10 protein-coding genes are annotated in these 14,047 nt (G+C 52.9%); 6 read left to right on the top strand and 4 right to left on the bottom strand.

Features of this window, described 5'->3' with window-relative positions:
* Positions 1-90: 90 nt before the first annotated feature.
* On the bottom strand, positions 91-1,467 hold the full coding sequence (locus ACFQO0_RS04280; protein WP_382232790.1) for an Nramp family divalent metal transporter: 1,377 nt from the start codon (positions 1,465-1,467) through the stop codon (positions 91-93).
* A gap of 778 nt (positions 1,468-2,245) precedes the next feature.
* Entirely contained in the window at positions 2,246-3,274 is a 1,029-nt protein-coding gene (tsaD, locus tag ACFQO0_RS04275; protein ID WP_382232789.1) for a tRNA (adenosine(37)-N6)-threonylcarbamoyltransferase complex transferase subunit TsaD, read from the bottom strand.
* 150 nt (positions 3,275-3,424) lie between these two features.
* Between tsaD and ACFQO0_RS04270 the strand changes: the two genes are divergently transcribed.
* The 5 genes from ACFQO0_RS04270 to ACFQO0_RS04250 all read left to right on the top strand — a co-directional run bounded on the left by ACFQO0_RS04270 (position 3,425) and on the right by ACFQO0_RS04250 (position 8,265).
* Positions 3,425-4,072 carry an ANTAR domain-containing response regulator gene (locus tag ACFQO0_RS04270; protein ID WP_382232788.1) on the top strand — a complete coding sequence of 216 codons (648 nt, stop codon included), beginning with the start codon at positions 3,425-3,427 and terminating at the stop codon, positions 4,070-4,072.
* A gap of 324 nt (positions 4,073-4,396) precedes the next feature.
* On the top strand, positions 4,397-5,620 hold the full coding sequence (locus ACFQO0_RS04265) for a CmpA/NrtA family ABC transporter substrate-binding protein (protein ID WP_382232787.1): 1,224 nt from the start codon (positions 4,397-4,399) through the stop codon (positions 5,618-5,620).
* A 9-nt stretch (positions 5,621-5,629) separates the two neighbouring features.
* The gene (gene ntrB, locus ACFQO0_RS04260; protein WP_382232786.1) at positions 5,630-6,547 is read left to right on the top strand and encodes a nitrate ABC transporter permease; all 918 of its coding nucleotides are present in this window, start codon (positions 5,630-5,632) and stop codon (positions 6,545-6,547) included.
* 86 nt (positions 6,548-6,633) lie between these two features.
* Positions 6,634-7,443, top strand: coding sequence for an ABC transporter ATP-binding protein (locus tag ACFQO0_RS04255; RefSeq protein ID WP_382232785.1), 810 nt, complete (start codon positions 6,634-6,636; stop codon positions 7,441-7,443).
* A 135-nt stretch (positions 7,444-7,578) separates the two neighbouring features.
* A complete protein-coding gene (locus ACFQO0_RS04250) occupies positions 7,579-8,265 on the top strand; it encodes a methyl-accepting chemotaxis protein (RefSeq protein ID WP_382234007.1) in 687 nt (228 codons plus the stop codon).
* Positions 8,266-8,287: 22 nt separating this feature from the next.
* On the opposite strand, the gene ACFQO0_RS04245 is transcribed toward ACFQO0_RS04250, so the two are convergent.
* Positions 8,288-10,003: a protein kinase domain-containing protein gene (locus tag ACFQO0_RS04245; protein ID WP_382232784.1), complete on the bottom strand. Its 1,716-nt coding sequence runs from the start codon at positions 10,001-10,003 to the stop codon at positions 8,288-8,290.
* Between the two features lie 54 nt (positions 10,004-10,057).
* A complete protein-coding gene (locus ACFQO0_RS04240) occupies positions 10,058-11,272 on the bottom strand; it encodes a nitrate/nitrite transporter (protein ID WP_382232783.1) in 1,215 nt (404 codons plus the stop codon).
* Positions 11,273-11,545: 273 nt separating this feature from the next.
* On the opposite strand from ACFQO0_RS04240, the gene nirB reads away from it, so the two are divergent.
* Positions 11,546-13,984, top strand: a complete 2,439-nt coding sequence (nirB, locus tag ACFQO0_RS04235) for a nitrite reductase large subunit NirB (RefSeq protein ID WP_382232782.1) — start codon at positions 11,546-11,548, stop codon at positions 13,982-13,984.
* Positions 13,985-14,047: the final 63 nt, after the last annotated feature.

The following is a 14,047-nucleotide window of genomic DNA, read 5'->3' as shown; positions in this document are numbered from 1 at the left end:
TGAAAATCCGGGAACAAATTAAAAGGATCCATTCCCGGAAGACGTGATTCATTGAATTCCTCCGTCTTTATCCGACGGAGGCATTGGTCGTTAATTCAAGAACTGCATGTACATCACATATCCGGTGATGAGAACCAGCGAGATCGTGCCTGTCCATGCCAGAGCAAACATCGCCTTGGAAGGAAGCAGATCACGTTCAAAGTCAGTGGTGAAGTTATCTTTCACCGCTCTGATGGTGAGCCAATACAGAACCGGCGAGAACACCAGTGCCATGACAGATGCCAGCTGGGTCACAAAGATAGGTTCAGGCAAGCCGTACACGATCGAGATGCCTGCGATCAACCAGATCACTTGCATGCCGCGGTAGATCAACTTGCGTGCACGTGGCGTATCCCATTTCTTGACCAGACGTACCGAGCATTCCTCGGTAATACGTGCCTGGCCATCGAAGTAGGTGAACACGGTCGAGAAAAGTGCTGCAACGCCACCCGAGATAATGATAGGGAAAATCCATTGCCCGAAGGTGTCTGTGTAAATACGTGCGATAGTCGCACCCATTTCGCTGCCCTTTGGTACCAGACCAAGCGGATTCAGCACAGCTGCGCCAACGATCAGGAAGATCATGCCCGACAACATCGAAATCAGGTACGTGATATTCATATCGCGCTTGAACAGAATCAAACTATTTTTCATGTAGTTTTTATCCATTTCGACGGTATGACCCTCAGCGCGTAATTCCTTGACCTTGACCATGCCGGCCTTCTTTTCCACAGCCCACAGCGATTGCATAGGTGCCACTTCCAGCGTGGTCGGGAAGTAGCCGAACATCGCACCAAACAGCATCATTGCGCCAATTGGCGGCAAGGTAGGCAACAAGCGCGACAGATACTCCATCGGTGGTGGTGCCTGTAACGCAAACGCAATAAAGCAGGAGCCGGCAAACACCAGGATCAGGACTTTACAAACACCCTCAACGGCCTTGTAACTACCTGCCCACAAGATCGCGACGGTACCAACCAATACGGTGACAGCCCACAGTTGCAGCGACATGAAAGGGAATGCTGCCCACAACATGGCGGCGCAACCCAGCGCGCGGCCCGCAATACCGACGGTATTGGCAAATCCCTGGAAAATCATGAAATACAACGGCCATTTTCCGTTTCGATGATAGGCATTGATGATGGACTCGCCCTTCACCATGGTGTAGCGGTGGGCAAATTCGAATGCGCAGTATTTGAGGATGTAGGCAGCGAGAATTACCCACAGTAACTCGTAACCATATTTTGCACCAGCAGTCGGTGCATGCATGATGTGACTTGCGCCAATCCCGGTCATTGCAGCGGCAATACCGGGTCCCATCGCTTTCCAGGTGTCCATTAATCCGGTACCTGGCGCCTTCAAATGAATTGTTTGCTTATTGCCGCCGGCGGATGCGCCGGCCACATTGTTTATGGTTGTATCAGTCATTACTCTTGCTCTCCGTGTCTAAAGGCTGCTACAGGGTCTAATTTTCTGTAGTTTTTCTTTCTAATTTCTTCTTTTTAATTCAAGGTTTTTTATTAGACGGACCTCCTTTCTAATAAAAGATCAACGAGCAATATCAATTTGAATTGATATGATCGCTACACGAATGATTTCAAGCAGCGCGTAGCGTAGGAAAATCCCCAGTCAATGCGATTGAAAGGTGATGTTTAGTGTGAGATGCGACTAAGAAACGACCTGCTTCAAGGCAGGTGGTGTAATCGCTGTGTAGGAGGAACTACTGATTCGCAGAATGGAATCAGATAAAGAAAGACGATCTTGTAGATAGCAATGGGCGTAGGCATGCGTCAGTACTCCGCGCGGCGGCCCGACCAGCGCATTAACCTGTTTGCAGCAACGCGCTACAAACACCCATTGGCTTTGATAGTATCTACTTTTTTCTTGATACGCAACCTGCAATTCACATTTTCTTAACATGTAAGTGGATGTTTTTATTCGGTTTGTTGCGCATTATTTACAATATCCGCTTATCTTTCGAGCGAATTTTTCATGAGCGAAATCCAATTAAAAATTTACCTTGACGAAAGGACGCCGGCTGTAGATGCAACCGAATCTGCCGGATTCTGAAATGAGTGCCTATTGATGGTCTCTTTGATGGGCAACGAACGAGGGAGTATTGGTTTCCGCAGTTGATCGCTGTAATCATTGGGGTGTTACTGTGTTCTCAAATTTGAAATAACGAGCGCCGTTGAACCGGCGCTGTTTATATCTCTTTGATGCTATCCAGCGGCCAGCGCGGTTTGACGTTGAACGCGTAATCTTTTTTCGCCGCATCCGGATTAATCTCCAGACGCATCGCCCCCGCGAAGGCAATCATCGCACCGTTGTCGGTGCAAAATTCCAGTTCCGGATAAAACACCTTGAAATGCTTTTTCGCTGCCGCTGCGTTCAGCGATTCGCGCAATTGGCGATTGGCGCCGACGCCGCCGGCAATGACCAGACGCTTCAAGCCAGTGTGCTTGAGCGCGGTCATGCATTTGGCAGTCAGCACTTCCACGATGGCATCGACAAAGGCGCGTGCGATGTTGGCCTTGTCTTGCTCGCAGATATTGGTGGTTTGATTTTTGACGACGGTCAGCACGGCAGTCTTCAATCCGGAAAAACTGAAATCCAGATTTTTTGAATGCAGCATAGGGCGCGGCAATTTATATGCAGCCGGATCGCCAAACTCGGCCATCCGTGAAATTGCCGGTCCGCCCGGATAACCGAGACCGAGCAACTTGGCCGATTTGTCGAATGCTTCGCCTGCCGCATCGTCCAGCGTTTCGCCCAGCATCGTGTATTGCCCGACACCGTCGACGCGCATCAATTGCGTGTGACCGCCGGAAACCAGCAGGGCAATGAAAGGGAATTCTGGCGGCTCGCTGGCCAGCAAGGGCGACAGCAGATGGCCTTCCAGATGATGTACGCCTAATACAGGTTTATCCAGCGCCAGGCCGAGGCCGCAGGCGACCGAGGCACCGACCAATAATGCACCTGCTAGCCCGGGACCTTGTGTATACGCGATTGCATCGATCGCATCATGCGCTACGCCGCTTTCGGCGAAGACCTGTTCCAGCAGGGGAATGGCACGGCGTATATGGTCGCGTGAGGCCAGCTCAGGCACGACGCCGCCGTATTCTTCATGCATTTTTACCTGGGAATACAGCGCGTGCGCGAGCAAACCACGTTGCGTGTCATACAACGCGAGACCAGTTTCATCGCAGGAAGATTCGATACCGAGAACGAGCATGGGATAAAGATGCGGGAAAAATGCATCATGTTGGTGTGATTCTTGCGTGGATTGTAGCTTATTCTGGTACCACACCGTATCACTTGCTTTTAGAATGTTGCAATGATTGAAACTCCAAAACCCGATTCTACTTCTAGTGCGCGCGCTGATATGCGCGCCGACGTTCGTTCCGATGTTCGTTCGCTACGCATAGTCGTCGTCAATACCGTCGTGCCCCCTGAAGGCGAACAGGATGACAGCGCCTGGATGCAGGCAGAGCGCTCGCGCGCATTACGCATAGGCTTGCTGGAAGCCGGCTATAACATCATCGCGGTTTTCCCTGCTGATATGCATTTGCCGGATCGCGTCGCCCAACTGCAGCCTGACATGATTATCATCGATGCCGAATCCGATTCGCGCGATGTGCTGGAGCATGTGGTGATGGCGACGCGGGATGCGCGACGGCCTATCGTCTTGTTTACTGAGGATCATGCTAAATCGAGCATGGAAGCCGCAATGGCGGCTGGCGTATCGGCTTATGTGGTCGCAGGGTTGCAGTCGGAGCGCATCAAGCCGGTACTGGATGTCGCATTGGCGCGCTTCAATGCCGAGCAAAAACTGCGTACCGAGCTATCTGATACCAAACTCAAGCTGGCGGAACGCAAGACGATAGAGCGCGCCAAGGGTTTGCTGATGGAGCGCCATAAAATTTCCGAAGATGAAGCGTATTCAAAGTTGCGTCGCATGGCGATGGACAAGAATCTGAAGTTGTCAGAGTTGGCACAACGCATATTAGATGTGGCTGACTTGTTGGGTTGATGCGTGGCGTGAAGATTGCAGTCTAAGCTCTCTCGGTTATCGCACTAAATAAATGCGCCGCACGAAAAAGGAGCGATAGTTGCTTATCAAGTGCACATTATCTTCGCCAAAGTAGCTAATAAGCGCTGGCACACCAATTGCTAAAGTAGGGTTGTACCAACGAAGGTACAAAGAATTAAAAACTGTTTTGGCCAACGATGGCCGGGATGGTTCAGGACAAGGACGTCCGTGTCGCAAGAGCGCTGCTCTTGCTGACCGGACGTCCTTTTTTTATTGCGAAAACCCTTGAGGAAAACCATGACAACGAACGACAGGAAATTCAATATGACACGGCGCACAGTCTTGAAAGCAGGCACGGCCATCACGGCATCGGCCTTCGGTGGTCTGGCAACTCAAGGTGTGTGGGCTGCAGGTTCTGACAAGCCCGAAAAAGAAGAAGTCAAAGTCGGCTTCATTCCTTTGACCGATTGTGCATCTGTTGTCATGGCATCCGTCATGGGATTTGATAAAAAATACGGCATCAAGATTATTCCAACCAAGGAATCGTCATGGGCAGGTGTGCGCGACAAGCTTGTCAATGGCGAACTGGATGCAGCACACGTCTTGTATGGCCTGGTCTACGGCGTACACGAGGGCATAGGCGGCGCGAAAAAGGACATGGCTGTGTTGATGAACCTGAACAATAACGGCCAGGCGATCACTCTTTCCAAGAAGCTGGCAGATAAAGGTGCGGTGAATGGCACAGGTCTGGCCAAGCTGATGCAGATGGAAAAACGCGAATACACATTCGCGCAAACCTTCCCTACCGGCACCCATGCGATGTGGTTGTATTACTGGCTCGCGACTTACGGCATCAACCCGATGAAAGATGCCAAAGTCATCACCGTGCCACCACCGCAAATGGTGGCCAATATGCGTGTTGGCAATATGGATGGATTCTGCGTTGGCGAACCATGGAATCATCGCGCGATTGTCGACGGCATCGGTATCACCGCAGCGACGACACAAGACATCTGGAAAGATCACCCGGAAAAAGTACTCGGCACTACGTCTGACTGGGTGGCAAAAAACCCAAACACTGCGCGCGCCTTGACTGCAGCTGTGCTGGAAGCCGGCCGCTGGATCGATGCATCGCTGTCGAATAAAAACAAGATGGCAGAAACGATCGCTGCCAAGTCCTACGTCAATACTTCGGTTGATGTCATCAATCAACGCATTCTCGGTCGCTATCAAGACGGCATGGGCAAAACATGGGATGACCCTAACTACATGAAGTTCTACAACGAGGGTGCGACCAATTTCCCTTACCTGTCGGATGGTATGTGGTTCATGACACAGCACAAGCGCTGGGGTCTGGCTAAGGGCGAACCGGATTACATGGGTACGGCCAAGTCGATCAATCGCATTGATCTGTACAAGGAAGCGGCCACCATGGCGAACGTCCCGGTACCGAAAAATGTGATGCGTAGTTCCAAGCTGATCGATGGCGTGGTGTGGGATGGCAAGAATCCAAAAGCTTACGCTGAATCATTCAAGATCAAGGCATAAGGAGTCATCATGAGCGCAATCATGCATACGGCAGAAAACACGACCATCGCTGCATCGGTCGAAACCGGAAAATCGGAGAGTGTCATGAAAAATGCGGCCGCATCAGCAACCGTTGTTGAGAAGCCGAAATTCAAGGGCAGCAAGTTTTCCTTGCGTCCATTTTTCCTGGCAGTATTGCCGCCGATTTTCGGTTTGATTTTCCTGATCCTGGTGTGGGAAATCATCTCCGTCAAAAACAGTGGCATTCCATCGCCGGCAGTGACCTTGAAATCGGCCATGGAATTATTTGCCGATCCTTTCTACAGCAATGGCCCGAATGATCAGGGCATAGGCTGGAACATCCTGGCATCTCTGCAGCGTGTTGGTGTCGGCTTCGGTTTGGCTGCACTGGTCGGCATTCCACTGGGTTTCATGATTGGCCGTTTCAAGTTTTTGTCCGGCATGTTCAATCCGATTATCAGCTTGCTGAAACCGGTATCGCCGCTTGCATGGTTGCCGATAGGTTTGCTGGTATTCAAGGCCGCTGATCCGGCTGCGATCTGGTCTATCTTCATTTGTTCGATCTGGCCAATGATCATCAATACTGCAGTCGGCGTGCAGCGTGTACCGCAGGATTACATGAACGTTGCCAAGGTATTGAACCTGTCGGAATGGAAAATCGTTACCAAGATTCTGTTCCCATCGGTATTGCCTTACATGTTGACCGGCGTGCGTCTGGCGATCGGTACCGCCTGGCTGGTGATCGTTGCGGCAGAAATGTTGACCGGCGGTGTAGGGATCGGCTTCTGGGTCTGGGATGAGTGGAACAACCTGAATGTCGCGCACATCATTATTGCCATCGTGGTCATCGGTATCGTCGGCCTGGTACTGGAGCAGATCCTGGTCGGTATCGCCAGAATCTTTACGTACGAAGATGTCAAAAATTGATTGTGAAGTGTTGATCTGCGTTGAATGAATTAAAACGGCCAGATCACCCAGGATTGCAACGAATAACGAAGCACAAGGAAAACATCATGGATAACAACAGCAAGTTCATCGATATTCAAAATGCGGAAATGTCCTTTCCTACCAAGAAAGGCGTGTTCAATGCGCTGACCGACGTCAATCTGAGCGTTGCGAAAGGCGAGTTCATCACGCTGATCGGACATTCCGGTTGCGGCAAATCGACATTGCTTAATTTGATAGCCGGTTTAACGCATGCGACCAACGGCATGTTGTTGTGCTCGAATCGCGAAATTGCCGGCCCGTCGCCTGAACGCGCAGTCGTGTTTCAAAACCATTCGTTGTTGCCGTGGCTGACTTGCTACGAAAACGTCTATCTGGCAGTGGAGCGCGTATTCGGCAAGCTCGAAGGCAAGGCCAAACTGCGCGCACGCACCAAGGCAGCATTGGCACTGGTGGGTTTGACGCATGCTGAACAAAAACGTCCAAACGAAATCTCCGGCGGCATGAAGCAACGCGTCGGTATTGCGCGCGCCTTGTCGATGGAACCAAAGGTCTTGTTGATGGATGAACCCTTCGGTGCGCTAGATGCATTGACCCGCGCCCATTTGCAGGATGAGTTGCTGAAAATTGTGGCAGCAACCAATTCGACCGTGGTGATGGTGACGCATGATGTGGATGAAGCAGTGCTATTGTCGGACAAGATTGTGATGCTGACCAATGGTCCTTCGGCGACGATAGGTGAAGTGCTGGAAGTGAAGCTGGCACGTCCGCGCGAACGTGTTGCATTGGCGCAGGATCCTTTGTATTCGCAATATCGCACGGCCGTGCTGGAATTTTTATACCATCGCCAATCGCATCCTGCCAAGGAAGCGGCCTGATCCGATAATGTTTTTATTGATCCACTCTGAGTTAGATAAGTCATGATGACCCAGGCTGCTTTACGCGAAACAAAAAATGCGGTGCCGGCCTTGCCGGTTGCCGTCAATGATGAGCGCGGCGGCAGAGTCGCCACAATGACTAGTAATGCAATAGAAAATGAAGCAGCAGAGGCTGCGGAAGATGCATCGGTTGTGCCGCTGTCGGGCGAAGTCTTCGGCATGCTGATTAATCTGTCCGGACGTCGTCGCTTCACTTCACAGCGACTGGTGTTGTATGCGGTACTGGCGTCGCAAGGGCATGACAATGCTGCTGCAATAGCACGCGAAGCATTGGGCTTGTTTCGCGGTGCGCATACTTCGCTGCTCAAGCGTTCGGGTGATTTGCCGGGCGTGTTTTGTCCTGAGCTGGAGGAGGCATATTTCGGCAGACTGGATGGCGACCGCAACATTCGTCACTTTATGGATGTGGCCGAGCGCACACTGAATGCGATCGAAGACAAGCTGAGGGCGGCACCTGAATTATTGGCTGAGCTGGTACAGGGCACCACGACATTGCTGGCCATCCTGAATCAGATCACGTCGGTTTACGAAGAGCAATCGAAACGACATGCGCGACTGATGCGCAATCAGTTGCGCGGCATCATGACCGAGATTGAAACGATTGCGCGCGAGGCAAATATGGTGGCGCTAAACGCCCGTATTGTGGCCGCGCGATCGGGACAGGCCGGTAAGGAATTCTCGGTCGTAGCCGGTGTGCTGTCGAATATCACGAACGAGATCGACGATCTGGTGAAAGCCGCTCTCAAAGGGTCGGCAGCCTGAATTTTTTGAAGTTGAGGCTGCTTCAGCGAACCACCAGCAGATACAGCAATAGAAGATTGACTACGATCGAGATGGCTGCCACTGCGCGCCACAGCGAAAGCGGATCACGCTCCGCCAATGGCTTGGCTGAGATCGCTGCGAGCGGCCGACTGGCGCCGCGCTCCAGCGCCAGCAAAAATTCTTCTGCAGTTTCGAAGCGATCAGCAGGGTCGCGTGCCACGGCCTTCAGCACAACATTCTCCAGCCACAAAGGCAGATCGGGACGATAACGACTGGGCACCACGGCTTCGCCAAAACGCGGAGTCTGGAAAGGTTCGATTTCGCCGTAAGGAAAATGCCGCGTCAGCAATAAATAAAGTGTCACACCGGTAGCGTACAAATCGGTTTGACGCGATGCTGGCGCATTGTTGAATTGTTCCGGCGCGAGGAAGGATGGCGTACCGGCGCGCGGTGCTCGCACTTCATCCTCCGCTTCCAGGCCTGATTGGGCGACGCCCAAATCGAGGATGCGCAATTCCCCATCGCTGCCCACATGAATATTGCCGGGTTTGATGTCTCTATGAATGATGCTGCGTCGGTGCAAGGCGCCGATGGCGCGTACCAGTTTGGTCCCGTGTGCGATCACATCGGGAATTGTGAAGTGTTCGCCTGCATCCAGATGCTGTTGCAGCGTATTGCCCTCGTGCCAGGTGGTCAGATAGTAAAGATAGGTTTTTTGTTCTGGTGCAATAACCTGTGGAAAGAAACGTGCAACCACGCGTTTGGCCAACCACTCTTCATGCGCAAACGCCGAGCGCTCATGCATGTCTTGTGCGCGGTCTGGATGTAGTGTTTTCAGCACCAGCTTGCGTGGCGTATGTGAGCCGCTACGCGGTTCGGATACGCGATAGAGCAGCGTCGTCGTCGATGCGTGTATCTGTTCTTCGACGGTATAACCATCTATGACCTGGCCGACTTTCAGTTTAGGTGGCACCGGCAGCTGCTGCGAGCCGGACAAGGCATCACGCAAATTTGTTTCAGGCAAGGCATCGACACGCACCACCAGTGCACTGACATTGTCTTGTGCGCCGGCAGCCAGTGCGCTATCGATGAGGGCATTGGCGACCGCTTCAGCTTCATGCCGTTGGCTGACCAGCCGCTTCAGATGATCGGTCAGATCGTATTCCGATATCGATGCCCATACGCCGTCAGTAGCGAGCAGGAATGCATCGCCTTCATGCAATTCGCCCATGCCGTGATCGATTGCCAGTTGCGAGTCGAGTCCGATTGCGCGCGTCAACACGTGCTGCATCTCCGGCCTGTCCCACACGTGATCGGCAGTGAGGCGCGTCAAACCACCTTGCCTTAAGAGATAAAGGCGGGTGTCGCCGACATGCGAGAAATAATAAAAATTGCCGCGCAATACCAGCGACGTCAGCGTCGTCGCCATGCCGGCCAGTTCTGCACGTATGGAGCCCTGATGCTGGACCCAGCTGTTGATCGCCTTGAGTACGCGATCCAGTGATTGCGTGACTGGCCATGTATCGGAGGTTGCGTAGTAATCGCTGAGCAAGCCGCGTATCGTGTACTCGGATGCCTCACGTCCACCCTCGTTGCCGGATACGCCGTCGGCGATGGCCGCGATCATGCCCTTGCTCGACAATTCAGGTTCGTCGGGCATGACCATGCCGACAAAATCTTCATTGCGCGCGCGTAGCCCTGCGCGGGTGGCATAACCCGCCGCAAGTTTCAGTGGCATGGTGGGTATGGCAGATATGCAAACATGACGAGCCTGTAGTTTCGTGATTGCGGTTTAAATTTTTGCGTTGGTCATGGCAGCACTGCCCCAGGTTGTACGCCAGCGATTCTTCACTGCCGACAAACCGAGCAAGGCAACGATGGCCAAGGCAGCGAACACAATCAAGCCACCTTGATAGCTGCCGGTCAATTGCTTGGAATACCCAAGACTGGACGCCAGGTAGAAACCACCTATACCGCCCGCCATGCCGACCAGCCCTGTCATCACGCCGATCTCCTTGCGAAAGCGTTGCGGCACCAACTGAAATACCGCGCCATTGCCGACTCCCAGCGCCAGCATCGCAAGTACGAAGATGGCGACAGCAGCCATCGCCGATGATAAACCGAAGCTGGCGACCAGCATGAAGGTTGCGGCCAGCATATACATCATCGACAAGGTCTTGATGCCGCCGATACGGTCGGCGAGACGGCCGCCCAATGGACGCACGGCAGATCCCGCAAACACGCATGCTGCGGTGAAGTATCCGGCGGTCACTGGTGACAAGCCGTATTGACCATTGAAGTAAATCGTCAGCGATGACGCCAGTCCGGAGAAGCCGCCGAAGGTTACGCTATAGAAGAACATGAACCACCAGGCATCCTTGTCTTTCAATACATGCAGATATTCAACCAGCGATTTTGCTGGCGGTGCATTAGGCGCATCGCGGGTGAATACCAGATAGACGATGAAGGCAATACCGAGCGGGATCAGGCACAGGCCGAACACGTTTTGCCAGCCGAAGATGATGGCCAGTGTCGGCGCAAACAATGCCGCGAAAGCGGTGCCGGAGTTGCCCGCACCGGCGATGCCGAGCGCCGTACCTTGATGTTCCGGCGGATACCAGCGCGAAGCCAACGGCAGTGCGACGGCAAACGCAGCGCCGGCGAAACCGAGGATCACGCCGAATGCCAGCATCGTGTGATAAGAATTCAAATCCCCCAGCCATGCCCACAACATGCCGCTCATGACGATGACCTGCCCGATGATGCCGGCTTTTTTCGGTTTTAAGTGATCGACCAGTACGCCCATGACGATGCGCAACAAGGCGCCTGACAATAGCGGCGTGGCAACCATCAAGCCTTTTTGCGACGGCGTCAGTGCCAGGTCACCAGCGATCTGAACGGCAAGTGGGCCGAGGATGACCCAGACCATGAAACTCAGGTCGAAGTAAAAGAATGAAGCAAGCAGGGTCGGTGTGTGGCCCGCTTTCCAGAATGACGATTTTTGCATGAGATCTCGCTGAGTTAGACAGTAGTGCGCGACAAATATGCAAGTGTTATGCCACTTTAGTGCAGGCACGGTCCACGAATGGGCGCGCTTCATGCTCATGGAAAAGGGATATTGCTGCCGCACCAAATAAATTTCGAATTGCACTTGTTGAGTGCGCAAATTACTTCCTATTGGTGCGGAAATAGCGTTTTTTGACAAAAGTGCACAAAAAGTAAAACTGGCATCTGTTTTGCTTATTTGAATTCGCGAACAACAAATCTGTGGGATGCAGCGATGAAAAAAATGAAACTGGTCATGGTCGGTAACGGTATGGCAGGCGTGCGTACTTTGGAAGAACTACGCAAGATTGCACCCGACTTATATGACATCACGGTATTTGGCGCCGAGCCTTATGCCAATTACAACCGTATTTTGCTGTCCCCGGTGTTGGCCGGCGAGCAAACCATCCAGGACATCATGTTGAATGATGTCGACTGGTATGTCGAAAACGACATCAAGCTGCATCTGGGTAAGAAGATCGTCAAGATCGATCGCGTTAAGCGCGTGGTGATTGCAGATGACGGCACTACCGCAGAATACGATCGCCTGTTGCTGGCGACCGGTTCCAATCCTTTCATGCTGCCGATTCCCGGCAAGGATCTGGAAGGGGTGATTTCCTATCGCGACATTTACGATACCAAAGCGATGATCGAAGCGGCCAAAGTGCATACCGATGCAGTTGTCATCGGTGGCGGCCTCTTGGGTCTGGAAGCTGCAAATGGTTTGAAACTGCGCGGCATGAATGTCACGGTGGTGCATCTGCCGGAGACGCTGATGGAGCGTCAGCTCGACAATGTCGCCGGCAAGATGCTGCAAAAGTCGCTGGAAGATCGCGGTCTCAATTTCCTGCTTGGTAAAAATACGCAAGAGGTCATCGGCGACGAAAATGGCCGCGTCAAGGCATTGCGCTTTACCGACGGTACAGAAATTCCGGCACAACTGGTTGTGATGGCGGTCGGCATACGCCCGAATACGCAGCTCGCGGAAGAAACCGGCATCTATTGCAATCGCGGTATCGTCGTCAACGACACGATGCAAACCTACGATCCGAAAGTGTATTCAGTTGGCGAATGCGTCAACCATCGCGGCACTGCATACGGTCTGGTTGCGCCACTGTTTGAAATGGCAAAAGTCTGTGCCAACCATCTGGCCAACTTCGGCATCGGCCGTTATCAAGGTTCGGTTACGTCAACCAAATTGAAAGTAACCGGCATTGATTTATTCTCTGCCGGTGAATTTCTCGGCGGCGAAGGCACGGAAGAAATCATGTTGTCCGATCCTATCGGCGGCGTGTACAAGAAACTGGTTTTGAAAGACGACAAACTGGTAGGTGCCTGTCTATATGGCGATACCGTTGATGGCAGCTGGTACTTCAGCCTGTTGCGCGAAGGCAAGGACATCAGCGAAATCCGCGATTCGCTGATGTTCGGCGAAGCCAATACCATGCGTCCGGGCGATACCGGTCACGAAGGTTTCAGCAAGGCGGCTGCAATGCCGGATAGCGCAGAGGTTTGCGGCTGTAACGGCGTCTGCAAGGGCACTATCGTGACGGCCATCAAGGAAAAAGGTCTGTTCACGATCGAAGACGTGCGCAAACATACCAAGGCATCCGCATCGTGCGGATCGTGTACTGGCTTGGTCGAGCAAATCATCATGGCAACTGCCGGTGGCGATTACTCGGTGTCGAGCAAAGCCAAGCCGATGTGCGGCTGCACCGATCACACCCATCAGGAAGTGCGCGACGCGATCAAGAAAGACAAGATGTTGTCGGTCGCAGAAGTGCAGCAAAAGATGAACTGGCGCACGCCTAACGGTTGCTCCAGCTGCCGTCCGGGTATCAACTATTACTTGATCTCGACCTGGCCGCGTGAAGCCAAGGATGATCCGCAATCGCGTTACATCAACGAACGCGCGCATGCGAACATTCAAAAGGACGGTACTTTCTCTGTGATTCCACGCATGTGGGGCGGCGAAACAAACTCGTCAGAATTGCGCCGTATCGCTGATGTGGTCGACAAGTTCAAGATCCCTACCGTCAAGGTTACAGGCGGTCAGCGTATCGATTTGCTGGGTGTGAAAAAAGAAGACTTGCGTGAAGTCTGGCACGATCTCGGCATGCCATCCGGCCTTGCTTATGCCAAAGGTTTGCGTACAGTGAAGACTTGCGTCGGTTCCGAATGGTGCCGCTTCGGTACGCAGGATTCGACCAAGATGGGGCAGCAACTTGAGCGCCAACTGGCCCGCATGTATGCGCCGCACAAGGTCAAGCTGGCAGTGTCGGGTTGCCCGCGTAACTGCGCAGAATCCGGCATCAAGGACGTCGGCATTATCGGTGTCGATTCCGGCTGGGAACTCTATGTCGGCGGTAACGGTGGCATCAAGACGGAAGTCGCCGAATTCTTTGTCAAACTGAAAACGCATGAAGAAGTGCTGGAATATGCGGGTGCCTTCCTGCAGTTGTATCGCGAAGAAGGCTGGTACCTGGAACGGACCGTGCATTACCTGGCTCGTGTGGGTCTGGATCATGCGAAGCAGAAAGTGATCGAGGATGCAGAGAATCGCAAGGCTTTATACGAACGCTTGCTGTTCTCTCTGGAAGGCGAATCCGATCCGTGGCACGAGCCTGAGAAAGCGATGGTCGATACGCGTCAGTTCGAGCCATTGTCGATTTAATCAGGAGGGTACTCGCACTCAAGTGCGAGTACCCAGCCCGATCAATGTGCAGCACACCACCGC

It is taken from the genome of Herminiimonas aquatilis (assembly GCF_042665175.1).
Lineage (GTDB): Bacteria > Pseudomonadota > Gammaproteobacteria > Burkholderiales > Burkholderiaceae_D > Oxalicibacterium > Oxalicibacterium aquatilis.
Note: the sequence above shows the minus strand (reverse complement) of the source record. Positions and strands in the feature narration are given on the sequence as shown.